Genomic DNA, 26,015 nt, shown 5'->3' on the forward strand with positions numbered 1-26,015 from the left:
CGGCAAGCCTCAGGATTGCCGTCATGTTCCGAGCAGCAAAAAGCCATCCCCCGCAAGTGCGACGCGCTTGCGGGGGATGGCGGATCTGGAACCCGATCGACGACGTCAGGCGGTCTTGGTGGCGCGATGGAAACGCCAGCGGGCGTAACCGCTCTTGACCGGATAGCCGAGGTTGACTCGCTTGTTGCGAGCCACGGTGAAGGAAAGGCTCGATAGCGCGATCAGCGGCAGATCTCGCAGGACCTGCAGCTCGATCTTCTTGCAGAGTTCGAGATAGGTGTTGTAGTCGGTCGCCTGCAGGGCCTGGCTCAGCAGATCGTCGATACCCGGCATCACCACACCGTAGTGGCTATAGGCACCGCCGCCCTTGCCATCCGGCTTGGCTTCCGATTTCGACGAAAGCTGCTGGAAATAGAGCTGGGTCGGGATCGGCGGATAACTGGACGAGTGCATCGCAAGCGTATTCTTGTCGCTGCGATTATCGGCGTGATAGGCGGTATGATCGCCGATCTTCAGGTTCATGCGCATGCCAACACCGCGCAGCTGTTCCTGCACGATCAGCATCGTCGACGCATAGTCTTCGCGCTGGCTGCAATTGCTGTCGAAATCGAAGCCGTTGGGGAAGCCCGCTTCCGCCAGCAGCGCCTTCGCCTTTGCCGGATCGGGCTTGTACTGCAATTCCGGCGGCAGGTCCTCCGTCTTGAAACCGGCCGGGAAAAAGTCCGGCTGCAGACCGGCCATGAACCCGCCCATCGGCTTCAGCGCGTCGGCGACAGCGTGACGGTCGATCGCATACATCAACGCCTGGCGGACCTTGAGGTTATCGAAAGGCTTGCGTTTCAGGTTGATGTGGAGCGTGTTGAACGACCCCGGCTGCGTCATGTCGAATTGCAGGGTCGGGTCACGCTGAAGCATGGAATCCACCCAGCCAGGCGCGCGGACGGCCTCGATCATGTCGACATTGCCGGAGAGAAGCGCCAGTGTCCGGGCAGTGGTATCGGCGATGAAAACACATTCGACGCCGGCGATCTTCGCCTTGGTTCCCCAATAGCCCTCGTGGCGCTTCATGGCTTCGCCCCACTCGCTGTCAAAACGGGTGAGTTCATAGGGACCGGTTCCCACCGCATCCGTCATGAATTTCTCGGCACCGATCTTGTCGAAGGCTTTCTTCGAAACGATCGAGGTATTGTTGGAAAAGATCGTCGTACCCAGCAGGTTCACGTCCGGCGTCTTCAGGACGACGTCGACCTCGTACGGCCCCTTGGCGACCACATCGGCGACATTCGACATGATGGTCTTATTGGTGCCATCGGCCATAGCGCGCTTGTAGGAGAAGACGACATCCTCCGACGTCATCTCACCGTAACCCTTGTGGAACTGCACGCCCTGACGCAGCTTGAAAGTCCAGGTCTTGGCGTCCGACGACGATTTCCATTCGGTCGCGAGCGTCGGCACGTACTTGTCGGGCGTCGTGGCGAAATCGCCATCCTCCGGCCGGACGAGTTGTTCGTACATTTGCTCCGTCGCCCAGTTGTCGGAACCCTGTGTGGTGAAGTTGGGGTCGCTGGTGCGGGGGCCGCCCGCAGCAATGCCGATCCGAATGACATCGGTGCTCTTCTGGGCATTGGCGGTGCTGGGGATACCCGTCGCGCTCAGCACCGTGGCGGCTGCCGCCAATTCAAGAAATTCTCTTCTGTTCAAGCTCATTATCTCCTCCCAAAGACAAGCTTCGCTTTTCAGCTTCGCCGTTTGTCCAATTCGGCGTCGTGGATCACCAGACCGAGACCCGGACCGCTCGGAACTTCGAATTTTCCATTTGACGGTTTTGGCGGATTGGCAAACGCGCCATGCATGCGCGTCGACGGATCGGCGAATTCCGCCGGCTTCGTCAGATGCATGATGGTTGCCAGAACGTGCAGGTTGGCAGCGTGTGCGATGGTCGGCTGGGTCTGATGCGGCACCAGTTCGACGCCGTATGCGTAGCAGATCGCAGCACATTGCATCAGCCCGGTGATGCCGCCCATCTTGATGATGTCCGGCTGCACCATGCGGACACCGGCATTGATGATGTCGATCAGTGCCTGGGTGGTGTAGGTCTGCTCCGCCGCCGACACGGTGATGTCCAGACGCTGCGCGACCTCTCCCATCGCGCGCACGTTATAGTGTTGGACCGGTTCCTCGAACCAGAGGTAACCGAGCTCCTCCAAAGCCCGGCCCACCCGGATCGCTCCACCGACCGAATATTGATTGTTGGCGTCGAAGGCGAGCGGGAAATCGTCGCCGACCAGCTTGCGCACTGCCTTGGCCTTGGCGATATCGCCCGGAATGTCATAGTCCTGCCGAGTGCGGTCGCCGTCCCAGCGGATCTTGATGGCAGCGGGCGTCTCGGATTTCCAGCGCGCCTCGACCGCCTTCACGGTCTCGTCGACGGTGCGTCCGGCATTTCCCCCGATCGAGGCATAGAACGGTATTTCCGTGCGCCAACCACCGCCGAGCAGCTTGAAGACCGGCTGGCCGAAATATTTGCCCTTGATGTCCCAGAGCGCAATATCGAGGGCCGCGAGCGCACCGGTGACGGCCCCTTCCGGGCCAAGCTTCACATATTTATGCAGCAGCTTGTCGTAGAGGACCGCATGGTCCAGAGCGTCAACGCCAACCAGCGAAGATGCAAAATCACGAACCACCCCGAGCGAGTGTTCGCCACCCATCATCGGCGAGGCCTCTCCATGCCCGACAATGCCGTCGGTGGTCGTCACGCGGACGATGGCGCTACGCCGACCCGGCGGCTCGTTCGGTTCCCAGCTAACCTGGAAAGCCTCGATGGATTTGATCGTCGTCGCCGTCGCCACTGCGCACCTCATTAAAACGAAATCACCCGGTCGAAGCCGGTCCCAAAATCTCGATAGGAGCCATGTCCGTCCATAATGGCCGTTAGCCCGATACCGACATGCAGTTTGCTGACATCGTACGCCCCTCCCCGGCCGCATCGATCATGTGACCGACTTGATGCCGTCACCCTCTTCCGTCGTTGCAGCATTGCGCAGTTTGCATCCGTATGCAAGCGCCGCTTTCCGAAAAATATGGTTGAGGCAGTCATGGGCCGGGAGTGTCATAGGCATAGATCTGGGTGCGCCGAAAGCGCGCGACGAGAAGCCCATCCGCCAGCAGGAATTCCTCGGTCCCCAGATAATGCTTGCCCTTGCGCTGATAGACCTGGGCGACCTGCCCTACCGTTGCAAGCCGCTGGCCGGGCCTGACCTGCGCAAAGTGCTGGGTCTCGATCTCCGTCAAGACGACCGGCGAGGGAAACCGGAAACTATTATGCGCATCTCCCATCGCAAGACGCATGGCGCAGCCGGAGTGGACGATGCCCTCACGCTTGTAGAAAGGTTCGCCCTCTCCGAAAGCCCGCAGAGATGCCTCGAAATCACCCTGGGTCAGCACCCGGTTGGCCGTGGTCAGTGACATGCCCGGACGGAGGCTTCCCACGTCGCCTTTCGAGGGAACCGCCGGTCTCGGAATGGGCGCAAACGCCGATATATCGGGCACGACCGGAGCCCCGTCAGGCAGGCCGACCCAGCCGCTGGCCACCTCTTCGCCCTCCTCGTTGGTCACCAAAACCTGCGCACGGCGCATGGCTCCGTCGCCCTCCAGGATTCCGGCACGGATGAGGAGACGATCGCCGTTATAGACGGGCCGGCGAAAGCGTGCACCCATGCCGCCGCGTCTCGTCCAAGCCTCTCCCCAGGCCTGCAGTGCAACGCGACTTATGTGACCGTAAACGAAAGCCCCCGGAATGAGCGCAGCCTTGTAACCCCGCGTCCGGGCGACGGCATCATCGTGGATCGTGCCGATATAACGCGGGTCGTTGTCGAGCTTGATATAGACAGTCAGATCTCTGGGGAAAACTGGGGGCATATCGTCCTGATCCATCCATCAACTATCCGGAAAAGGGACCGTGGCCATAACATCGCCTGCCGAAACGCGGGCGATTTCAAGGGCAGGCAGGGCGAGGATATCTTCGAGGACATACCGATTGTCTCCGCCGAACTGCGGGGCCGGGCGGCGCTGGCTGCCCGGCGTCCGGCTGAGGTGGATCGGCAGGCCCGGATGACGATGCCGCCCGGCATCCGGATGATCAAGCTCCGTGAAGAACCCCCGATGGGCAAGATAGGTGCTGGAGGCGACATCGGCGGCATTGGCAACCGGGGCGGCGGCGACCCCGGCATATTGAAGAAGCCTTGCGACCGCGTGCTTGTTCCGCACCGCAGTCCATTCGGACAGTATCGCAGTCAGTTCCGTTTCATGGCGCTTGCGGGCCGCAAGATCGGAGAACCGTGGGTCGGTCGCGAGCTCAGGGTGTCCGATGGCGGAACAGAGCGCCTGCCATTGCGCCTGGTTTTCGGCAGCGATGACCACCCATTGGTCTTCGCCCCTTGCCGGAAAAGCGTCATGCGGCGACATGTTCGCAACGCGGTTGCCATCCGGGAGGGGGTCGACCCCGCTCTCGGCCGCCAGCAGGAGTTCCGCGCCGATGAACTGCATCGCCGCTTCGACCTGGGGAACCTCGACATACTGGCCCCTGCCCGTCCGGTCCCGATAATGAAGCGCCGTCAGGATCGCCGCAGCCGCGTTGAAGCCGCCGATCGGATCGAGGTAGGAAGGCCCGCTGTTTTCCGGCTGCCCACCCGGATAGGCCATCATTGCCGACATTCCGGTTGCCATCTCCATGGTTGGGCCAAGCGCCGCGTATCCCGACATCGGGCCGCTGCCTCCGAAAGCAGGGAGCTCCGCAACAATGATGTCCGGCTTGATTGCTGTGAGGCTTTCGTAGTCGAGCCCGAGTTTTGCGAGCGTGCCGGGCCTGAAATTGCAGATCAATATATCGGCGACGGCGACGAGCCGGCGCAGCGTACTGCGCCCCTCCTCCGTCTTCAGGTTGAGGATGCAGGAGAGTTTGTTGACATTCTGCGAGTTGAAGAGAAAGGACCGGTCGAACGGGCGGGCGCCCGGTTCGCCATCCGGAAAATTGATCGGGTTCGGCCTCTCCTTGTTGAGCCGCCAGGAATTCACCCGGTTCGGTGATTCCACATGGATTGACTGCGCACCGAAATAGGCAAGGACCCGGCCCGCCATCGGGCCTGCCCAGGCCGTGGTGATCTCAATCACTCTCAGACCATCGAGCGGCGGCACTTTTGAAGATCTCGACGATTGCCGCGGCTGCCGGCTTTTGGCCTCCCAGACCGCGGGATCGATCTTCAGCTTCCCAAGTGCGGGCGCGCCGGATCTGACCACGCGCGGCGTGGCGCTCAAGCGGAACGGCGGGCCAAGGATCAGCCGGTCCTCGACCTTTTCCCAATAGTGTCGGCCGTTCAGGTGACGGTTATGGATCTGCTCGGATGGACGATAGGCTTTTGCGGCAATGACCTGGGCTTTCTGCAGCCGATCCACCAGGTCCTCAGCAGACCAGTTCGCGACCTTGTCCTGGATGATCTCGTAAAGGGTATCCCAATTTGCCCGCCGCACCTGAGGATCGGAAAAGCGCGGGTCGGTTTCCAGAGGGAGCAGATCGAGCGCGGTGTAGACCGCGCGCCAACGGTGATTGTAGATCCAGATGCAAACCCAACCATCGCGGCACTTCACTTGCCCTGCCGGGATCGTCTGGTCCTGCCTCGTATGAATCGAACCGTTATAGATGTGACGCATGACATAAGGGAAACACATGGCCGCAGCGGTTTCGGCGGCATCGATCGCCACGATCTGGCCGAGACCGCTGGAATGGCGCTCGTGCAAAGCCGTCATGATGCCGATATAGGCCGCCTGCCCTGCGGCAAAGGATGCACGCTCGCCGACGCCATAGAGAGGTTCCCGCCCGTAGGCGCCATTGTTGTTCATCATCCCGGACAGGGCCTGAAGAACGATCTCCGGCCCGCGCCACTCCTTCAACGGCCCGTCGCAACCAAAGGCGGTGACACAGACCGCGATGCAGGCGGGATTGAGGCGCATGACCTTCTCGGGATCGAAATCCTCCGGCAGGAGGGCGATGTCCGCCCCGCAAAGCATGGCCTCCAACACCTCCTGCCCACCCGTGCCTGTCCGATCGATGACGACGGAATTTTTGCCGGTGTTCAGATGCCAAAATCGCAGCGAGAGGGTCGGATCGGTCAAGGAAAACGGCGGCATATGCCGGATAGATGAGCCTTCCGGAGGTTCGATCAGCATTACCTCGGCGCCGAAATCCGCCAGCAGCCGCGCGCAAAACTGTCCCGCCAGGGCATCCGAAAAATCGACGACCCGCAGGCCGTCCAGGGCTTTGGACATCCGCGTCTCCACCATCCGATTGTCTGGGCGGGTGTCCTCCCGACCGATGCCGAACCTAACGTGCGTTGCATACGGATGCAAGATCGGGAACTGTCTCAATTTTTCATATTGATGGCCGGCTGTTTGAGGCATAGTGAGAAGCGCGCATCGGTTGCAGCCAAACCAAGGGGAGCCGTCATTGAGCAGGAATGAGACCGCCAGCGAAAAAAGCAGACGCAAGCCGATGACGGCGCGTGAACTCGCCCGCATGCTCGGCGTCAGCCAATCGGCGGTCTCACGCGCCTTTACGCCGGGCGCGAGCATCGCCCCCGAGTTACGCGAAAAGATCGTCCGTTTTGCCGAGAACGTGGATTACCATCCCAATGCGATTGCAAGCATGCTGTCGAAGAGCCGCACGAATATCGTCGGCATCGTCATCTCCGATATGCAGAACCCGTTCTATCCGGCGCTGATCGAGCAGCTATCGCGCGCCCTGCAGCGCATCGGGTTGCAGAGCCTGATGTTCAACATCACCAGGGGCACCGATCTCGAGGAGCAGCTTTCGGCGCTGAGGCGCTACAATGTCGATGCGGTCATCATCATCTCGGCGACCATCCTGTCCGGCCCGACGCTCCAGTGGGCAACCGACGGCAGGGCCGCGATCCTGATCAACCGCGTGGCGGAAGACACCGAACTCAGTTGTGTGATCTGCAACAATGCCGAGGGTGCGCGGGCCATCGCCGACCATTTTCATGCTATCGGCCGCCGTCGCGTCGCCTATGTCGCAGGCCTTTCGCACACAACAACCAATCGGGAGCGGCAGAACGCCTTTATCACCCGCGTCGCCGAGCATGGCATGACGCTTTCCGCCCTGATCGATGGCAATGAATACAGCTACTATGCCGGAAGGTCCGCTGCGCTCGACATTCTTGCGCGAGGAGAAACTGACGCGATCTTTTTTGCCAACGACATACTTGCGGCCGGTGGCCTCGACGCGCTTAAGGAAAGCGGTGTACGCGTGCCCGAAGATATCGCTGTCGCAGGCTTCGATGATATAAGCATGGCCGCCTGGCCGCATTACGATCTAACTACGTTCCGTCAGCCGATCGATACGATCGTCGATGTGGCGGTGACGATGCTTGAGAACGGTTCATGCGCTCCAGGCCAACCACCGGTCATCCGCCGCATTTCCGGCGAGCTCATCAAGCGAGGTTCGACCGGCGTTTCATAGGAATAGTCGGCGACAGACCTCGCGGCATCGCCGAAGGTAACCAGCGACTGACAGTCGGGGGCAACCGATTTTTGCACAGCGTACCACGCTCGCGAGCCAACTCCCGGGTCTCGAGCTCATCGGCGGCCGACCGAATATATCACGAAACATGATACAAATCACGAAAACGGTTGACTTTCCGCCCCGCCCAGGCAGTATTCGTTTAGTCGGGTAGCCGATCAGCACGCTGGAAACTGGGAGGAATACGGCATGCTTTCGAGAAGGACATTTATGTGGCTCGCGGGGACATTTCTCGCGACCAGGCCGGCGCTTGGGCAAGTGCCAAGCAACGATTTACCCCGAGAACAGCTGCTGATTCTCGAAAACCCTGAAGGAACGATCAAAAACGCCGGATGGTTTAACATTTGGGCCATCAATGCCGGCGGGCAGACGACGGGTCTCCACCAGAACATGATGGACACCTTCTGGTACATCGATCCCGACCACGGTGTCGATGGTGTCTGGGACAATTCGCTCGCAACAGAAAAGCCGATCTATAACAAGAATTTCACGGAGATGACCGTGAAGCTCCGCTCCGGCATCTTCTGGAGCGATGGCGTGGAGTTCACTGCGGACGACGTGGTGTTCACGATCGAGACCCACATGAAGACCAGCGGCCTGCGCTGGAGTGCACCGGTTCAGATCAACGTCGCGGCGATCGAGAAGAAGAGCCCGACAGAAGTGCTCTTCAAGCTCAAAAAGCCCAATTCGCGCTTCCATGCACTGTTCACGGTTCGCTGGAACGCCATGTGGATGATGCCGAAGCATGTCTTTGAGAAAGTCGGCGACGTTCTCAAGTTCGACTTCAACCCGCCGGTTGGGCTCGGTGCCTATACGCTCCACAATTTCGACCGCGGCGGCAAGTGGTTCATCTGGAAGAAACGCGAGGATTGGAAGCGGACCACGGTCGCCCGGTTCGGTGAACCTGGCCCTGGCTACCTAGCCTATATTGACCCGGGACCGCCCGAAAAACGGGTTATCGAGCAGCTCAATCATCGTCTCGACGTCATCCACGATCTGTCCCCCGAAGGCATGTTCACGCTTGCCAAGGACTCGCCGTCCTCGGTCAGCTGGTTCAAGGGGTTTCCCTATGCGCACCCTGACCCGACCCTGCCTGCGGTCATCTTCAACCATCGGCTGGAAAAATTCCAGAACAAGGACGTCCGCTGGGCGCTGGCGCTGCTGATCGACATCAAGGCTGTCAGCATGGCTTCCTATCGAGGCGCCGCCACCATCTCCGCAATCGGCGTGCCGCCCACCGGTCTTTATCCGAAATACTATTTCGAACCGATGGAGCAGTGGCTGACGGGTTTCGAACTCGACACGGGCAAGCGGAAGATCAAGCCCTACGACCCGACGACGGGCAAGCAGATCGCAGACATGCTGCGCCCGTCCCTCAAGGACCAGATACCATCGGACCCGGCAGATATTGCCACCGCGTTTGGCAAGGGATGGTGGAAACCTGATCCGGAGGCGGCAACCGAACTTCTCCAGAAAGCCGGCTTCACCAAACAGGGCGAGCGCTGGTTTCAGCCGAACGGGCAGCCATTTTCGGTAAAGGTCATGGTCGAAGGCGATCTCCGGCCGGTCATGACCCGGGCCGGATCGATCATCGCGCAGCAATGGCGGCGTTTTGGCATCGATGCGGTTATCGACGTCGCCCAGGGAACGATGATTGACAGGCGAGGTGTCGGCGACTTCGACACCTTCATAGGCTGGAGCGTCGAGACCTGGGGCGGCCACCCGGACCTGTCGTTCTTCCTCGACAGCTGGCATTCCCAGTTTGTCGTCGACGTCGGCAAGGTGCAACCGCCGAGAAACTGGCAACGATGGGCTGAACCGAGGCTGGACAAGATCATCGAGGAGATCCGCACCATCGATTTCGACGATCCGCGTGGGGTCGAGCTCGGTCTCGATTATCTGAAGTTGGCCACCGAAGAGATGCCGATCATTCCGCTCATGGCCTACAACGTCTTCACGACCATGGACACGACGTATTGGACCGGCTTCCCGAGCCTCGCAACCAAGCCTTACACCGACCCGGTCCCCAACTGGGGCAACACTAAATACATGATGGTCAATTTGAAGCCGACCAAGCCGGCAAAGTGAGAAACTGCCGCCCGGAGCCTCCAAGGCACCGGGCGGAGACCTCATCCCGATATACGAGGCATCAATGCGATCCTACGCCATCTATGTGGCCAAGCGCATCCTACAGTTCGCGCTGGTCGTTTTTGTCGGCATCAGCATCACGTTTCTGATCACGCATCTCACGCCGATAGATCCGGTCGAGCATGCCGTCGCACAAGTGAGCACATTTGGCTTTTCCAGCCCCGAATCCATTGAGCTTCTTCGGCAGTCCCTTAAGGAACTCTACGGCGTCGGCGACAATCTGTGGGAGGAGTATCTCATATTCTGGCGACGACTGGCGATGCTCGACTTCGGCCCCTCGCTATCGGCATTTCCGACGCCCGTAAGTGAATTGATCGGGAGAGCCATCCCATGGACGATCGGTCTCCTTACAGTGTCGACGATATTGAGCTGGTTTATTGGCAATGTCCTTGGCGGACTGGCAGGCTACTACAGCCGCAATCGCATCCTTCGGGTCCTCGGCATGATCATGATGGGGCTCCATCCGGTACCCTACTATATTGTTGCCTTCGTTCTGTTGATCGTCTTCACATTCCTCTTGCCGATCCTGCCGAGCAGCGGCGGCTACGAGATGAACCTTCGGACTGGCTGGACGCCGCAATTCGTGGGCAGTGTCCTGATGCACTCCATTCTGCCTTCGCTCTCCCTCATCCTTGTCGGTGTCGGAAGCTGGTTCATGGGAATGCGGGCGCTGGTCTCGAATATCGTGACCGACGACTACGTCACCTATGCTGCGCTCGCCGGCGTACCGGACAAAAAGCTCGTAACGTCCTACGTCATGCGCAATGCATTCCTGCCGCAGATCACCGGGCTTGCGATGTCGATCGGCGCCATCTTCAACGGCGCGGTGATCACCGAACAGGTCTTCGGATACCCGGGGATCGGGCGCCTTCTGGTGGAAGCCGTCCACGCCGCCGATTATTCGCTCGTACTGGGCATCACCTCGATTGCCATCATCGCGGTCTCGGCGGCCGTCTTCATCATCGACATCATCTATCCGCTGATCGACCCGCGCGTACAGGTGAGCCAATGACTGCCGTCCTCAGAGACCTGTTCCGCTATAACGGCGAGTTCGCGATCGGATGCGTGATCATGGCGATCATCCTCGGCCTTGCCGCAGCTTCTTTTTTCTCGCCATACGAACCGATCGACTCCTACGTTGTGGCCTTGGATGCGCCACCGTCGCTGGAATATATATTCGGAACCAATTCGCGCGGTCAGGACATTTTCTGGCAACTGACCTTTGCGATCGGCAATACCCTCGCCTTCGGCTTCATCGTAGCGCTCATCAGTCGCATACTCTCCCTGACGATCGGACTGATCTCCGGTTATGTCGGCGGGATCGTCGATCGCATCCTGATGTCGATCAACGACACGTTTATCGTCATTCCACTGTTCCCGCTTCTGGTCCTGCTCTATTTCGTGTTGCGTGACGACATGACCTGGCTCGTGCTGGCACTCGTCATGGCGGGCCTCGGATGGGCCTATGATGCGCGGCTTATTCGATCGGTCATGATAAGCCTCAGAACCCGTGAATTCACCAACACCAGCGTTTTTTCCGGCATGTCGATGCCGAGGATCGTCACGCAGGAACATCTGCCCTATGTGCTGCCGATCGTCTTCTCGACTTTCATGAATAACATGAACTGGTCGATCGGGCTCGAAGTCACGCTTGCAGTCCTGGGCTTTACCGATGTCGACACACCGACCGTCGGCGGCATGATCTTCTGGGCCAACCAGCACAGTGCAATGGTGTCCGGAGTCTGGTGGTGGTACTTCTTTCCCACCCTCTTCGTGACGTTGACGTTCATCGGCCTCTTCCTTCTGGCCATCTCGATGAATGAATACATCGATCCGCGCAGCCGGCTCGATCGGATGGGGAATTCCTGATGACGCAGATCCCCGTCTCAGCCGGCAACGGACACGCGCACGTCCTGGAAACGAGTAATCTCCGCGCCTACTACCGGATGAAATATTTCGGGATCGACCGCGAAGTAAGAGCTGTCGACGGGATCTCGATGCATGTGCGCAAGCACGAGATCTATGGCATTGCGGGCGAATCCAGTTGCGGCAAGACCACGTTCATCAAAGCGATCGCGGCTGCGATCAGGCCCCCGTTGGAAATTGTTGGCGGGCAGGTGAAATACAGCTTCATCGACGATGATCTCTATGCGCTGCCCCCGGCACGACGCACAGCCATTCGCTGGCGGCACCTCTCCTACATCCTGCAAGGGTCGATGAACGTGCTCAATCCCGTTCGTCGCGTTCACAAGACCTTCGAGGACTTCGCGTTCCGGCATATGCAGTTGCCACGCGCCGAATTCGACCAGGAGGTGCGGCGACATCTGGAGCGGCTGCGCCTTCCTGCGGAGATCCTCCGGTCCTATCCGCACGAACTCTCGGGCGGGATGCGGCAGCGCGTTTGTATTGCCCTTGCTACGCTTTGCAGGCCGGAGTTCATCATCGCCGATGAACCGACGACCGCGCTCGATGTCGTCGTCCAGAAAGACGTCCTGGCGATGATCCGGGAGACACAGCATGAATTCAACTCGTCAATGATCTTCGTTACCCACGACCTGACTGTTCATGCAAACATCACGGACAGGCTCGGCATCATGTATGCCGGCCGTCTTGTCGAAGAAGGGCGAACCGCTGACGTTTTTGCCAATCCTTTGCATCCGTATACGGCCCATCTGATCGCCAGCTTGCCGACGATCGGCGACAGACACACACGCGATGGGCTTCATGGAAGCCCGCCGAACCTGGCCGATCCTCCGAAAGGGTGCCGTTTCCATCCGCGATGTCCACTGGCGATGGAGATTTGCCGACACGAGAACCCGGCCCTTACCACCCTCGCGGAAGATCACAAGGTGGCATGTTTCGCAGCGAGTTCGGACGTCCTGCCGACACCTGACGAGAAGCCGAACCAGCCCGAGGAATTGGAGACCGAGCGATGACGGCTCCTCTTCTGCAGCTCGACGGCGTCTCCAGGCTCTACAAACGAGGAGGCCTGCTTGGCCGTCAGGAATTCCGGGCCGTCGACAATGTATCGTTCTGCCTGGAGGGCGATGAGCCTCAAGTCTTCACGATCATCGGCGAATCCGGAAGCGGCAAGACGACGCTTGCGAGGATGATCCTCAACATGGTCCGGCCAAGCGCCGGGACGATCTTTTTCAAGGGCCGCGACCTGGTTTCGATCCGCGGGACTGGAGCGCGGCGAAGGTTCATGAAAGAGGTCCAGCCGATTTTTCAGAACCCCTTCGAGGCGTTCAATCCCTTGAAACGCGTCGATCGCTATCTGTTCATGACGGCAAGAAACTTCACCGACGCCCGTTCATCCGCACAGCTGGAAGCCGTGGCCGACAAGGCGCTGAACAATGTCGGCCTTTCGATTGCCGAAGTGCGCGGGCGGTTTCCTCACGAGCTCTCCGGTGGTCAGCTCCAGCGGGTGGCGATTGCCCGGGCGCTGATCCCCGGCCCTTCGATGCTTGTCGCCGACGAGCCGGTTTCGATGGTCGATGCCTCGCTGAGAATGTCGATCGTCAATCTGTTTCGTGCACTGCGCGATGACCTCAAGGTTTCGATCATCTACATCACGCACGATCTTGCGACGGCCTATTACGTGAGCGACAGGATCATCATCATGCGCAAGGGTGAAATCGTCGAAAGCGGCGACGCACGCTCGGTCCTTGATAACCCCCAGCATCCGTACTCGCAGCTCCTGAAGTCCGCCATCCTGTCTCCCGACCCGAACGGTCGCGGCGTGCTGACCGGCGACAGCGCCGCATCTCAGCAAGCGCGCGCATCGCCGGATTCGTCGATCGAAGAGACAGAGCTGCAGTCGCATTAGCGGCGAATTACCGTTTCCTGAAGCAAAGTGAGATTTGAGAGATGATCAAGGCCCAAGCCCGGTTCGACCGGGACTTTATCATTGGTGACACCGACAACCGCCTGTTCGGCGCGTTTGTCGAACATCTTGGCCGCTGCGTCTATGGCGGTATTTTCGAGCCCGGCCATCCGACGGCCGACGAAAAGGGGTTCAGGCGGGATGTTCTGGAGCTCGTGCGCGAGCTCAATCCCACCATCATGCGTTACCCCGGCGGCAACTTCGTTTCCGGTTATAATTGGGAGGATGGAGTGGGGCCGGTGGAGCAGCGCCCGCGCCGCCTCGACCTGGCATGGAAATCCGTCGACACCAATCATTTCGGAACCAACGAATTCATGGACTGGTGCCGGGTGGCCGGTATCGAACCGATGTTGGCCGTCAACCTCGGCACGCGCGGGCCAGACGAAGCCCGCCATCTGCTCGAATACTGCAACCATCCTTCCGGCACCCATCTTTCTGAGCTTCGGAAACAGCACGGCTGGGAAAAACCGCACGACATCAAATTCTGGTGCCTGGGCAACGAAATGGACGGCGGCTGGCAGATGGGGGCGAAAACGGCCGACGAATACGGCCGCATCGCGGTGGAAACCGCAAAGATGATGCGGATGACCGATCCAACCATCGAACTGGCGGCCTGCGGATCCTCCGGACGAAAAATGGCGACCTATGGCGAATGGGAGAGGATCGTCCTCGAGCACACGTTCGATCACGTCGAGTTCATATCGCTGCACACCTATCTCAACAACTATGCCGACGACACGCCATCGTTCCTGGCAAGTCCCGACCTGATGGACAGCTTTATCGAAGAGGTGGTTTCGATTGCCGATGCCGTCGCGGCGCGACGTCGCTCCCACAAGCGCATCATGCTGAGCTTCGATGAATGGAACGTCTGGTATCGCACTCGGCGCGGCGAACATAACCGCGTGAAGGAAGGCTGGCCCGTCGCCCCACCCATCCTGGAGGAGGAATACGACATGCAGGATGCGCTTGCCTTCGGCGGCGCATGCATCTCACTCCTCAATCACGCCGATCGCGTCAAGGCCGGATGCCTCGCCCAACTCGTAAACGCCATCGCCCCCATCATGACGGAAACCGGTGGACCGGCCTGGCGGCAAACGATCTTTTGGCCCTTCTCGGACTTCAGCAATCTCGGCAGGGGCAGCGTCCTCAGAACCCGCGTCGATACGCCGACCTATGCCACCCGCTACTACGACCCTACTCACACGGAAGACCTGTACGACAAGATCGACTCGGTTCCGTACCTCAAGTTCTCGGCGGTGCATTCGGAAGAGAACAAGACAGTCACCCTCTTCATACTGAACCGGCACCTTTCCGACGATATGCAGGTTGATATCGCGGCAACCGGCTTCGGCGGGCTAAAGCTGCAGCGAGCACATTCGCTGCATCACCATGATCTCAAGGCGAGTAACACCAAAAATGCGCCGAACACCGTGGCGCCTTGCGATCTGAAGGACATAGAGGTGACGAGTGACAGTGTCACGATCACCGTCCCTCCGGCGTCATGGAGCGTCGTTCGGTTCGGCGCTTCCCTGTGAAACCGAAGTCGAAGACGGCCCGTACAGGCCCCATCCGCCGTCAGGCAAGATAGAGTCGCATGATGATGTCCTGGTCGTAGTTGCCGAAGCCGCGACCGAAGATGTTGATGCCCCCCGGATGGGGGGCATTTTCTTCTATGCCGATTTTCATCCTGATCGAATGATGCTCGGCCAAGCCGATGTCGCCGATAGTGACATTGGAGATCGATACGCCGTCGATAAATGATCCCTGCTTGGTGACGCGCCAAGTCTTCAGCTTGCCGTATTGAGAGCCTTCAAGCTTCCACCAGTGAGGCGTATAGACCCCACGCTTGTCGCCATAGTCACCGGGTGACGTCCAGGTCCCGATACGATGCTCGTTGATCCACAGCGTTATGTCGGAAGGCCAGTTGACGTTCGTGCCGGGCACTTCCGATGAAAGTTCCATCGAAAATTCGATGGCCTCGACCGCCGAGTTAACAAGCTTGGCATTGTTCGGAAATTTGTATTCGACATTGCCGCGGCCGAACCAGATCAATGCCGCTTGCACCCGGCCGGGATCGAGGAAGAAATCTGGAACATCCAGCAGCCCGATGACGCCGTCTGGCGAGCAAAGTCCGCAGGGCGCGGAAACTTCGCAGCTCGTGTAGAGGCCCAGAGGCATCGCAACTTCGATCTGGTTGTTTCTCGTTGCTTTCTCGGCGGTATCGAAACGAACGATGATTTCGTCGTATTTGGCGCTGCAGACCTTCTGATTGCCCTTGGTCGCCTTGACAGAATAGGTCTCGATGAGACCGGCCTCTTCAAGGGTCAGAATGTTCACGGCGACCGTCGACTGCGGCAGCGACAAGGCCGCGCTGATTTCATTGACGTTGAGCTTGCCGCGATCATGGAGAAGCTGAAGAATGTTGACCCGAATAGGTGAAGCCAGGCCCCTGAGAACCAAGCTGCCGGTATTGGCCGAGACGGTGAGAAAATTGGGCTTCATGCTTCATGATCATGCAGTTGCCCTCCCTTTGTATCAGAGATTTTGATTTACTAAGAGCAAATTTTCGAAGACCGGGCGATACTCTTGGTCAGCGGATGATCTGGGCGTTTTACAGACGCCAGCCCGAGTAGCTTCACAGAACCACTGTTCCCGATCGCGCGAAAGTAGCCGATCCTTCCGCAGTTCTGCAAAATACGCCTTTCGGAGGATGGGCAGGCTGGCTTCCGCAGAACGCCGGCAGGATCGTCGGCCATTTGCCCAAGAAACCCATGGAAAGCTGCTCAAGACTTAAACCTTTTGATCCTGTTGCCAGGACGGCTCAACGCGATACGATCCACCGGCGATACGGAGATAACCTAGGGCTCGGCTCGGAAAACGACCGACCTTGGGTTTTGCCGTAACTTACGAAGCATGGCGAAGGCTCGAGCCTTGGGGCGGATAGGGCACGAGCCTTGGAACGGATCGTCCGGCAGTTCGTCGCTGCGTTGCATGCCTTGCCACCCATAGCGACCATACACAGTCCCCCAATGCGTCCTGACGTGAAGCACGTTCGGCTCCACGCAACGAGTGAAAGGGATCACGATGGAAAATCTACAGGCATATTTTCTGAATTTTCCGCAGTTCGCCGTCACGTGGGGGATCTTCTTCGGCGCGGGCTTGCTGAGCTTCTTCTTCCTGCTGTGGAGAGACCGCTCGGACTTTTCATTCAGGGAAATGTTCGAACACTGCGTGCCTTTCAATGTGCTCACATCGAAGAGTTTCCACATGGATGTCATCATCTATGTCTGGAGAAAGCTGACGGATCTCGTTTTCGTCGCCCCAGGGCTCGCGGTCACGGCTCTGGTATCCAGCGCGACGGATTTTGGCCTGCAATCCGTCTTTGCCGATTTTTCGCCGCTGGGTATCAATTACGTCGTGACGTTCTCGTGCACGATCGTGATGCTGATTGCCGCCGAGTTCGCCGATTACCTGGTGCATTACCTCGAACACAAGGTGCCCGCCCTGTGGGAGCTGCATAAAGTCCATCACTCGGCCGACTTCCTCAACCCCCTGACATCCAAGCGCGGCCACTCGTTCCCGCTGGTCTATGGTGGGATCGTCGCCGGCGTGATCACCGGCACATTTGCCGGGCTGTTCATGTTCCTGTTCGGCATCAGCCTCGTCGAAGCCGTCGCCCTGCGGGCCGTGGCGAGCAAGATATTCACCATCTGGACGCTCGATCCCCTCAAGCACTCGCATATTCCGGTCAGCCTGGGTTGGTTCGACCGGTTCCTGATCAGCCCCCACATGCACCAGATCCACCACAGCAAGGTCGAGCGCCATTGGGACAAAAATTTCGGAACCAACCTTTCGATCTTCGACTGGATGTTTGGAACCGGCTACCGGCCTGAAAGAGGAGAAAAGGCGGTGTTCGGCATCTCCGGCTACAGCGACGCCTCATTGCAGAAATTCAATACGTTCAGGGGCGCCTATTTCGATCCGGTCCTGAGGAGCTGGAAGGCGATTGTCGCGCAGGTGCGCCCCGACGCCCATGCCAAGCCTGGCGCCAAAAGGGACCCGCCGACTTTCATTATCGAAACGCAGAAGAGGACGGAGCAAGGCGCCGAAACGGCCGGTTCGGCTCCGGCCGCCATCGGTCCGCGATCTCCTTCGCCGGCATCAAATAGCGGAACGATCGGCTGATGGGCGCTGGCAACGACAGGTATCGCGCATGAGTTTGGAGCCCATCGGAATATTCACGCTCGTTCTGGGGCTCTATTGCCTGTTTGCAGGATACCATGCGAGCATCGTCGTGTTCATCGGCCTTTCCGTTTTCGGTGCTGCAGCCGCGATCCTGATCGGATCCGCAAACATCCAGCCGGCGCATCTTTTTCTCGCATTCCTTGCCCTCAGCGTCCTGACCTATCGAGACAAGTTCAACATCGCGCTCAAGGCACTGTCCTTCCCCAAGCCCGGGTTCTGGCTGGCGTGTCTGCTGATCTACGGAACAGTGTTGGGTTTTTTCGCACCGCGCCTGTTTGCCCGCATGACGGACATCATCCCGCTCGGCGTTTCCGAATATCCATCCACCGGCCGCACTGTGCCTTTGGGGCCGGTCTCCAGCAATTTTACCCAGGCGGTCTACGTTTCCGCAGATCTTCTTGCCTATGTCCTGATCCTGGCAATCGGATCCACCATGGCCGGCTTCAGGGCGATTACCGTCGGGGTTCTGGTATTCGCCGGCGCGAATGCCTTCTTTGCTCTGCTCGACATCGCGACCTATGGCACGGGGGCTCAGGACGTCTTTCTCTACATCCGCAACGCCCAATACACATTTCACGACGATGACGTCGTCGCCGGTGTCAAGCGTATCGTCGGCTCATGGCCGGAAGCGTCGGCATTTGCCGGCATCAGCCTCGCCTCAGTCGGGTTTACCGGCACGCTGTGGCTCTGCGGGCGCGACCTGAGATGGAGCGGCGCCCTTTTCCTTGTCACGACCCTGCTGGTGATACGGTCTACGTCGTCGGCGGGCCTGTTGGCTTTGCCGCTATGTTTCGTGATCCTGTATATCACCGCCTTCTTCCGTTCCGGCGGGCAATCCGGAACCCGGAACAGTTCGGCGGTCGTGTTGTTTGCACTGCCGCTGATTTGTCTCGTCGCATTGGTGATTGCCCTCAACGATGCGCTTTTCCGGCAGCTCTACGACTATTTTGACCTGCTCATCTTCAGCAAGTCCACCTCGTCTTCCGCGGTCGAACGCGGCTCCTGGAACACCTATGGATACCAGAATTTTCTCGATTCCTACGGTCTCGGGGTTGGCCTCGGTACCTCCCGCACGTCGAGCTTCCTGTTCGCTCTGCTCTCCAATGTGGGAATACCCGGAACGATCATGTTTTCGCTCTTTGCGATTTCGGCATTCTCGAAACGGCGCGGGACGCCGCGCACCTTCACCTCGGATATCCGGCTTGCCGCGCGCAACGGCTGCGCCTGCCTGATGATCGGGGCCATGGTTGCGGGACCGACCGTCGATCTCGGCCTTGTGTTCTTCATCCTGGCTGGCCTTTCGAGCGCCGAGCCGGATGGCGAAACGCTGACCGCTCCGGCGACCCGCTACATGACGGCAAAGGTGAGTTGATTGCGCACCGAAAGCTTGTCCGTCAGGCATAGACCCGGAAATAATCGACCCGCATGCGGGTGAGCGTGTCCGCGGGCAAGAGCGGCTGCGGATAAGGGACATCGGAACGCAAGGCAAGCGTGAGGACCGGCCAGAACACGTCCTGATCGGCGTCGAGTTGCGCGGAGCGGTTGATCGTCCAGACCGCCGGCATTCCGGTCTTGGTATCAACGATGGGCTGCCGCTCGAAATAGATCGTGCATTCGGTGTCGGTGACCAGCACCCCGTATCGGCAATAACCGGCGGTCATGTCGATTGGAGTGGGCACGCCGGTTCCTTCATTATGCTCGCCGGGTTGCCCCCATTCGTGCAGATAGGCCCCGTAGAGCGTCGGCTCCCAGCCCTTGTGCTCGACGACGTCGATTTCGATGCTCGTCTGAGGACGAAGGATGCTGCGTCCGTTCATCATCCAGAAAGCCGGCCAGCTCAGCGGGTGTCTCGGAAACAGCATCCGCGCCTCGAAATAGCCGCGCCGCCAGCCTTTGAGGACCGTGCCGTCGCGCTTGGCCGTCTGAATATTGCCCGATACCCACTGAAATTCGGCGAGGTCGTTGCCGTAATAATTGGGGACCTTCATCGGCTGTCCGATGTGTTTTGCGGCCACTTCCAACGCCTTGCCGTCGCTCGCGTTCGGGTCGTCGACGATCGCATAGGGGTTGAAGCCCTCTTCGCCGCGATCTCTCGCGAAAGCCGAACGGCCGTAAAAGCCCGGATCGGAGGTCGTCGGCTTCGGACCGGCGCTCCAGGTCGACCAATCGAGCCTGGTGAAATTGTCCTCAAATATCAAGGCTCGCCCGCTGGTCGGGTCTTCCAGGCGCGCAGATGCCGCCGACCGCCAAACGAGACCGCCGGCGAGGCCCGCCGAGGCCAGGGCGCCGACCGCGAATGAGCGGCGGGACAATAACGTCGTCATGATCCACCTCACGTCGTTTCATTCAGGCAGGCCTACAGAGATCTATGCCGCTGCCGCACTCCGCAACGCGTTGGCATGCACCTCAAGCACCCGCTCCGGGCTGTAACAGTCAATGAACTCCTGCCGGAAGCTGGCATGGGCCTGCTCGGCACGCAGATTGTCGCAATAATAGATCATCGCGTTCACGAGCTCCTCGAGACGATCCACCGGCACGAGCAGGCCAAGCCTGCTGTCGACGAGGATGTCGCTCGGGCCGAATTCGCAATCCGTCGCGATGACCGGCAGGCCGAACCGCAAGGCTTCACAGATTGCCAGCGACCATCCCTCCCATCGGGACGTGGAGACGTAGACGTCACTTGCCGCCAGCGCGGGCTGGGGATTTTCGGGATGATGCTCCAGGCTTACCACGTCCGCGAGGCCGCGACGGTCGATCTCGGCGCGCAGGGCCGCCTCCCCGTCTCCATAACCGACGATTTTCAGCAGGACATTGCTGCGTTTTTTCCTCAGCTCGGAAAACGCGGCCAAAAGAATGTCCTGGCCTTTCTGAAAGGAGAAGCGACCGATATTGATGAACGTGACGTTATCGTCGACGCGTGCTTGGCCGGCATCGGAAAGGTCAAACTTTCGCACCGGGTTCGGCACCCAATAATGCGGCCGCTTGCTCTTGAACATCGCATTGAATGAGGTGAGCTGCCGCGGCGAGGTTCCGAAAACCGAGGCGATCTTCGGCAGGAAAAGTGTCTTCATCAACAGGAAGAGTATCTTGGCTTTGATATGGCTGCGCTCCAGCTTCGGATTGCCGTGAAGATGGACGGCAAACCGGCGCCGGATGCCGATGCAGGAGGCCATGCAGATCACCGTCGGCTCGATCTGCGGCACGACGATAAGGTCATAATCCTTGCTCGCAATGACCTTCCGGAAGTTGCGCATCAGCTCGATCCGGCTCGAAGCCACGCGGTCGATAATCGTGTAGTTCCTGCCCTCCGGGCGATTTTTGTGAACCGACGTGTAGAGGACGTCCACTTCGAAGTCGCTCCCGTACTGATCCGTCAGGCCGGAGCAGATCGTATCCACGACCCTTTCGATACCGGCGAAAGCGCTCGTACCCGGTTGGACGTAGAGGATCTTCAAAGGTGTATGGGCACTAAGTCTTTCGGAGTAGGGCATGGTTGCTATTTGCATATACCTAACCTCTTTGAATTTTCCGAAGACCATGTATAGTAAGGAAAATCCCCTACAAAAAAACGTCGGAAACATCCCTGCTGAAACATTAAGTTAAAACTGGCGGAATACAAAGAAATTCTTCACCGCCTAGCGCAATAACATTGATACAATGTCGATGAGATTGCAACAGCAAAGGTTTTCTGGATGTCCGTCATCGAATTAAACGCGATTTCGGGGAAAACTGTACTTCCGCTACCAGCCTGCAACATCTGCATTGTCGGGTCAGGACCTGCCGGCACGACGCTTGCGCAGGAATTGTCGAATACGAACCTGCGCGTCACTCTTCTGGAGAGCGGCGGCATGGCCCGTGATCCCCTGATGGATGCGCTTGACGAGATCGACAATGTCGGTCGTCCGCGGGCGGGTGACCAGTGGTCCGTTCGCAATCGTATCGTTGGCGGAAGCTCCCACACCTGGGGTGGACGTTGCGGCCCCTTCGACGCCATCGATTATCAAGAGCGTCCCTGGGTTCCGTATTCCGGCTGGCCGATCGATGGCGCGGACCTCGAACCTTATCTGGCGCGCACTGCCTCCCATCTCGGCCTGGCTCTCGGCAATGGCTACAATGATGAACGGTTCTGGGTGATTGCCAACCGCCAGCGGCCGGCACCGGACCTCGATCCGGCAATCCTGATCCCTTTCTTCTGGCAGTTCAGCCGGGACACGGAAGAAGCTTACCCTTATGAATATATGCGCTTCGGTCGTCATGTGGCCAAGCGGATCGGCCCCAATGTCACACTCGTTACCGGGGCGACCGTGCAGAGCGTCCAGGTATCGGCGTCGGGGGATGCCGTGCGCGGCGTGCGATTTGCGGCGGCCGATGGCAGCCAGCAGGTATTGACCGCATCCATCGTGATCCTGTGCTGCGGAGGCATAGAAAACGCCCGCATACTGATGAACTCCGACGAGACGAAACCTCATGGAGTGGGAAACGACCATGACCAGGTGGGACGCTATCTCATGGACCATCTCAGGGGTTCGGTGGCGACCTTTTCGCTGCCGGGTTCCGATGTTCTTCAAAAACGCTTTGGCCGATACAATGTCAGTCGCCATTTCTTTCGCGCCGGATTTCGGCTGAGTCCCGATATCCAACGGCGCGAACAGCTGCTCAACTGCGCCGGCTGGCTCGGCGAGGTGTTGGCAAAGGATGATCCCTGGGATGCCTTGCGACGCGTGGCGGGGCGCACCCCGAAACTGCCGCAGGACCTGTTCAATATCATTGTAAACAGCAATTTGCTCGTCAGGGGGTTGAAGGACTTTCTGGGGGCGAAGAATGGGGTCCCGCGCAAGCTGACCGAACTCGACCTGCAATGCATGTGCGAGCAGGTGCCCAATCCCGATAGCCGCGTGACCTTGTCGGGACGACGCGATCGGCTGGGCATGCGCTTGCCGCGGGTGGACTGGCGCAGCCACAGCGACGAGTCCCGCACGATGCGCAGAATGGCGGAATTAGCTGTCCAGGAACTGCCGAAGGCCGGGCTGCCCGCGCCGAAGCTGGAGGAATGGGTCAAGGACGGCGCCGAAATTCCCTCGACATTCGTCGATGTCGCTCATCCGACCGGAACAACGCGCATGTCCATAGAGCCCAGGCATGGCGTCGTCGACGCCAACTGCGAAGTACATGGCGTCAGCGGTCTCTTCGTGCAGGGCAGTTCTGTCTTCCCAACGGCCGGGCACTGCAATCCCACCCAGATGATCGTCGCACTGGCTGTTCGCCTCGCCGATCACATCAAGATGAAGCACACATATCGAGAACCAGTTCCGGTGGCGGCCGATGCCAGATTTGCTTAAGGCAAAGCCAGTTCTGGTGACTGGCGCGACCGGCAGGATCGGCAGGATCGTCGTCACGGATCTGATTGAACGCGGTTATGCCGTACGTGCCACCACATCGAAACCATTGGCGACGGATAGGGGCGAGGTTGACGATCTCCTGGAGTGGCGGCGGTTCGACTTCATGACGGATGACAATTGGGACGGGCTCGTCAAGGGCTGCTGCGCGGTTCTGCACCTTGCGGCCGAGCTCGGCAAGATGGAGCGTATGCAGCGGGTCAATGTGGAGGCCACCCGACAACTTGCGCAAGCCTGCGAGCGTCAGGGTATTGCCGCCTTCTGTTATGCCAGCACCGTTTCGGTTTACGGGAGTGGACGAAAGCGCCTGATCGACGAGGCGTCGCCGGTGTTGACCGCCGATCGGGATATCCCCTCGCAATACTGGGCTCTCGATTATGTCCGGATGTATGGGCGGACCAAACTGGCAGGCGAGCTTGCATTGCGCGCCGTTGCAAGACAGACCCGCTTTACGATCGTGCGGCCTGCCGTGGTCGTCGACATCAACCAGATCATCGGCATCCGTGACTGGAACCCGATCAAGCGACTGCTCGGCGCCCACCGCCATGCGCATCACATCTATGTTCGCGACGTCTCCGATGCGATGATCTGGCTTATCGTGCGTAGCCTGGCGGGACACGGCCAGCCGGGTCAGGTCGAGGTCTATAACCTCGCGGAGGACGATTGCCCCGACCCACGGCATATCGATTTTATGCGAAAGGCTTTCGCCGTCAGCCATGACCGACGCTACAGAAGCGTGCCGATACCGGCAGTCGCCGACTGGCTTCACGATTTCCTGAGATTCAGAACCCTGCCTTTGAGAAACCCTCTGTGGCGAATGCGCTTTTCCAACCAGCGCCTGAAGGAGGCCGGCTATCGCTTTCGTTACGGCATGGCAGAGGCCCAACGGCTTGCGCTTTCCGCCCTCGAAAAGGGCGTCGAAAATAGAGAAGCCGGGTGACGAAGCGCCGCGTGACTGCACTCAAATGCCGGGTCTTGAGCTTCTCATTCTCCGGAGTATTTCGAATTCACGCCCAAAGAGGATTGCTCCCGCTCGTTTACCCGTCTCCGGACATAGAGAAGATAGAAGATTCCATTCATGGCGACACAACCCGCCTCAAGCGCCACTGCCACCAGGAACGCCCAGGTCAGCGCATCGGATACCGAATAATCGAGGACAATTGCGGCTGTCGCCAGAATGATGACGACTGCCAGAACGACAAGCGTGAAGATCAAAATTGGCAATCGGGCTGCGCAAAGCAAGCCGACGATGAATGCAATGACCAAGTCCCAAGTCATCAGCGTCCTTTGACCAGTTTCGTCTCCGGTATTTGAGAATTTTATTCTAACATGTGCTGAATGTCCCTAGCAAGCGGGAATCGGCTAGCTTCCAGCTTCGGGCCGGACGGCGATTTTGTGCTATCAGCTCCGGCTGCGGTCTAGAAATTCTTTGGCCGAGTATCTCTCGCTCGTCTTTCCACCCGCACGACGTCGCCGGGGCCTACCTCGTCATTGTCACTGACGACCAGGGTCTGCATCGCTCCATTGATTGTCCGATTGACCTTGATGACAAACGCCGGCTCGCCGTCGGTTTCCAGCGCGGCAAGGGCGGCGGGAGCGCGCAACTCGATGTTTGCCAGAAGCGCACGCGCCGTTTTCGCCTTTTCGGAGTTGGCCGCCAATCGATCGCGCAGATCCACGGCCTCGGTCAGCGCGTCACCTCTGTATTTCTGGCGAAAATCGCCCATTTCCTGATCGAGCTTGGCGATATCCTGCTGCGTCTTGAGAATTGCAAGCGAGACATCCAGGCTGCGGCTTTCGAGATCCGCGACGCTTTGGTTTGCGCCAAGCTGCCGAGACGATACCGTCAAACCTTGGGATACCATCTTGTTGATGGCATTCAGATCCTTTGCCGCCATTTCGGTCTGCCTGGCGAGCGAGCTTTCCTTGAGCCGCAGGGTTTCGAGCTGGTTCGTCGCCAGAATCTTGGCCTGGCCGAGCCTGTCGAGCTCCGTGTTCATCAGATGCTGCCGGGTCTCGAACAATGCCTGCTCATCCTGCATCACGCGCGCCAGTGCCGGTCGGGAGGCTTGCGATGTCAGATCTTGCGGGAACGAGACCGTGGTCGCGCCGGCCAAAAGCGCCTCGACACGCGCTTGACGCGCCAGAAGGCCATAATGTTCGAATTCCAGTTGGCCGAGGTCTCCATGACTAACCAGCGCATCGCGCTGAAGAGCGAGCATTTCAGGATCTCCCTGCCCAAGCCCGCCAGCCATGCTGATTGCCTGGATCACCGTCAGGCCGGGAACGTAGCCGTATTTCCCCGGCTTGGACACCAGGCCGGTGACGAAGAATGGCCGATAGACTGAGACCTCCACGGAAGCATTGGGCCGCTTCTGCAAGCCGACCTGTTTCTGAAGCTGCTCCCCGATCAAGCCTGATACGTCATCCAGCGTCTTGCCGGCGACCGAAACGGTGCCGATGATCGGAAGCGACAACGTGCCTGCGGCGGAAACGGCGAATTCACCGGTCAACGGCACCCATTCGAACGCCACTCCGGCATTCGGCCGCCATTCGAAAACCCGAATTTTAAGAACGTCCTGCGGCCCGAGTGTGTAATCGGCCGCACTTGCCGGAATGCCCGGGGAAAAAACCGTAAACCAGGCCATCAGCACCAGGAGAAGCTTGGCCAAGTAACAGAGCCGGGAGGTTGGTGCGGCTGATGCACTGACATCCGTCGCAAACGGGCACTGCAAGAAACTCAGTTGCT

Annotated in this window: 20 protein-coding genes; 11 read left to right on the top strand and 9 right to left on the bottom strand. The window is 59.2% G+C overall.

From position 1 onward, the window contains the following. Positions 1 to 105: 105 nt before the first annotated feature. The 4 genes from MOV61_RS00725 to MOV61_RS00740 all read right to left on the bottom strand — a co-directional run bounded on the left by MOV61_RS00725 (position 106) and on the right by MOV61_RS00740 (position 6,321). Positions 106 to 1,701 carry an ABC transporter substrate-binding protein gene (locus MOV61_RS00725; RefSeq protein ID WP_247135158.1) on the bottom strand — a complete coding sequence of 532 codons (1,596 nt, stop codon included), beginning with the start codon at positions 1,699 to 1,701 and terminating at the stop codon, positions 106 to 108. A 35-nt stretch (positions 1,702 to 1,736) separates the two neighbouring features. Next, a complete protein-coding gene (locus tag MOV61_RS00730; protein ID WP_040125415.1) occupies positions 1,737 to 2,849 on the bottom strand; it encodes a mandelate racemase/muconate lactonizing enzyme family protein in 1,113 nt (370 codons plus the stop codon). A gap of 244 nt (positions 2,850 to 3,093) precedes the next feature. Continuing rightward, positions 3,094 to 3,933, bottom strand: coding sequence for a hypothetical protein (locus MOV61_RS00735; RefSeq protein WP_247135159.1), 840 nt, complete (start codon positions 3,931 to 3,933; stop codon positions 3,094 to 3,096). Positions 3,934 to 3,936: 3 nt separating this feature from the next. Then, on the bottom strand, positions 3,937 to 6,321 hold the full coding sequence (locus MOV61_RS00740; RefSeq protein WP_247135160.1) for a CaiB/BaiF CoA-transferase family protein: 2,385 nt from the start codon (positions 6,319 to 6,321) through the stop codon (positions 3,937 to 3,939). 178 nt (positions 6,322 to 6,499) lie between these two features. On the opposite strand from MOV61_RS00740, the gene MOV61_RS00745 reads away from it, so the two are divergent. The 7 genes from MOV61_RS00745 to MOV61_RS00775 all read left to right on the top strand — a co-directional run bounded on the left by MOV61_RS00745 (position 6,500) and on the right by MOV61_RS00775 (position 15,160). Continuing rightward, on the top strand, positions 6,500 to 7,531 hold the full coding sequence (locus MOV61_RS00745; protein ID WP_162182364.1) for a LacI family DNA-binding transcriptional regulator: 1,032 nt from the start codon (positions 6,500 to 6,502) through the stop codon (positions 7,529 to 7,531). Between the two features lie 249 nt (positions 7,532 to 7,780). Further along, positions 7,781 to 9,679: an ABC transporter substrate-binding protein gene (locus MOV61_RS00750; RefSeq protein WP_040125420.1), complete on the top strand. Its 1,899-nt coding sequence runs from the start codon at positions 7,781 to 7,783 to the stop codon at positions 9,677 to 9,679. Positions 9,680 to 9,743: 64 nt separating this feature from the next. Beyond that, positions 9,744 to 10,751 carry an ABC transporter permease gene (locus MOV61_RS00755; protein ID WP_247135161.1) on the top strand — a complete coding sequence of 336 codons (1,008 nt, stop codon included), beginning with the start codon at positions 9,744 to 9,746 and terminating at the stop codon, positions 10,749 to 10,751. After that, complete coding sequence (locus MOV61_RS00760) at positions 10,748 to 11,608, top strand: ABC transporter permease (RefSeq protein ID WP_247135162.1); 861 nt, start codon at positions 10,748 to 10,750, stop codon at positions 11,606 to 11,608. The genes MOV61_RS00755 and MOV61_RS00760 overlap by 4 nt, the downstream gene beginning before the upstream one ends. After that, the gene (locus tag MOV61_RS00765) at positions 11,608 to 12,675 is read left to right on the top strand and encodes an ABC transporter ATP-binding protein (RefSeq protein WP_247135163.1); all 1,068 of its coding nucleotides are present in this window, start codon (positions 11,608 to 11,610) and stop codon (positions 12,673 to 12,675) included. Before MOV61_RS00760 ends, MOV61_RS00765 begins: the two co-directional genes overlap by 1 nt. Beyond that, the gene (locus MOV61_RS00770) at positions 12,672 to 13,568 is read left to right on the top strand and encodes an ABC transporter ATP-binding protein (protein ID WP_051900617.1); all 897 of its coding nucleotides are present in this window, start codon (positions 12,672 to 12,674) and stop codon (positions 13,566 to 13,568) included. The genes MOV61_RS00765 and MOV61_RS00770 overlap by 4 nt, the downstream gene beginning before the upstream one ends. A 44-nt stretch (positions 13,569 to 13,612) precedes the next feature. Continuing rightward, complete coding sequence (locus MOV61_RS00775; protein ID WP_408962331.1) at positions 13,613 to 15,160, top strand: alpha-N-arabinofuranosidase; 1,548 nt, start codon at positions 13,613 to 13,615, stop codon at positions 15,158 to 15,160. Positions 15,161 to 15,200: 40 nt separating this feature from the next. Here MOV61_RS00775 and MOV61_RS00780 read toward each other — a convergent pair whose 3' ends face one another. Further along, positions 15,201 to 16,127 carry a transcriptional regulator gene (locus MOV61_RS00780; RefSeq protein WP_247135165.1) on the bottom strand — a complete coding sequence of 309 codons (927 nt, stop codon included), beginning with the start codon at positions 16,125 to 16,127 and terminating at the stop codon, positions 15,201 to 15,203. Between the two features lie 582 nt (positions 16,128 to 16,709). On the opposite strand from MOV61_RS00780, the gene MOV61_RS00785 reads away from it, so the two are divergent. Both MOV61_RS00785 and MOV61_RS00790 read left to right on the top strand, forming a co-directional pair. Beyond that, a complete protein-coding gene (locus MOV61_RS00785; RefSeq protein WP_247135166.1) occupies positions 16,710 to 17,810 on the top strand; it encodes a sterol desaturase family protein in 1,101 nt (366 codons plus the stop codon). A 28-nt stretch (positions 17,811 to 17,838) separates the two neighbouring features. Next, entirely contained in the window at positions 17,839 to 19,242 is a 1,404-nt protein-coding gene (locus MOV61_RS00790) for a hypothetical protein (RefSeq protein ID WP_247135167.1), read from the top strand. Positions 19,243 to 19,264: 22 nt separating this feature from the next. Here MOV61_RS00790 and MOV61_RS00795 read toward each other — a convergent pair whose 3' ends face one another. Together MOV61_RS00795 and MOV61_RS00800 are read right to left on the bottom strand one after the other, a co-directional pair. After that, a complete protein-coding gene (locus tag MOV61_RS00795) occupies positions 19,265 to 20,194 on the bottom strand; it encodes a family 16 glycosylhydrolase (RefSeq protein ID WP_247135168.1) in 930 nt (309 codons plus the stop codon). A gap of 42 nt (positions 20,195 to 20,236) precedes the next feature. Continuing rightward, entirely contained in the window at positions 20,237 to 21,376 is a 1,140-nt protein-coding gene (locus tag MOV61_RS00800; RefSeq protein WP_247135169.1) for a glycosyltransferase, read from the bottom strand. A 186-nt stretch (positions 21,377 to 21,562) separates the two neighbouring features. On the opposite strand from MOV61_RS00800, the gene MOV61_RS00805 reads away from it, so the two are divergent. Then, a complete protein-coding gene (locus tag MOV61_RS00805; RefSeq protein WP_247135170.1) occupies positions 21,563 to 23,209 on the top strand; it encodes a GMC oxidoreductase in 1,647 nt (548 codons plus the stop codon). Then, positions 23,193 to 24,206: an NAD(P)-dependent oxidoreductase gene (locus MOV61_RS00810; RefSeq protein ID WP_247135171.1), complete on the top strand. Its 1,014-nt coding sequence runs from the start codon at positions 23,193 to 23,195 to the stop codon at positions 24,204 to 24,206. Before MOV61_RS00805 ends, MOV61_RS00810 begins: the two co-directional genes overlap by 17 nt. A gap of 44 nt (positions 24,207 to 24,250) precedes the next feature. Here the strand turns inward: MOV61_RS00810 and MOV61_RS00815 are convergent, their stop codons facing one another. Further along, a complete protein-coding gene (locus MOV61_RS00815; protein ID WP_247135172.1) occupies positions 24,251 to 24,544 on the bottom strand; it encodes a hypothetical protein in 294 nt (97 codons plus the stop codon). A 140-nt stretch (positions 24,545 to 24,684) separates the two neighbouring features. Then, positions 24,685 to 25,938, bottom strand: coding sequence for a polysaccharide biosynthesis/export family protein (locus tag MOV61_RS00820; RefSeq protein WP_247135173.1), 1,254 nt, complete (start codon positions 25,936 to 25,938; stop codon positions 24,685 to 24,687). Between the last annotated feature and the right edge of the window lie 77 nt (positions 25,939 to 26,015).

The organism is Neorhizobium sp. BETTINA12A (genome assembly GCF_023006485.1).
Taxonomy (GTDB): Bacteria; Pseudomonadota; Alphaproteobacteria; order Rhizobiales; family Rhizobiaceae; genus Neorhizobium.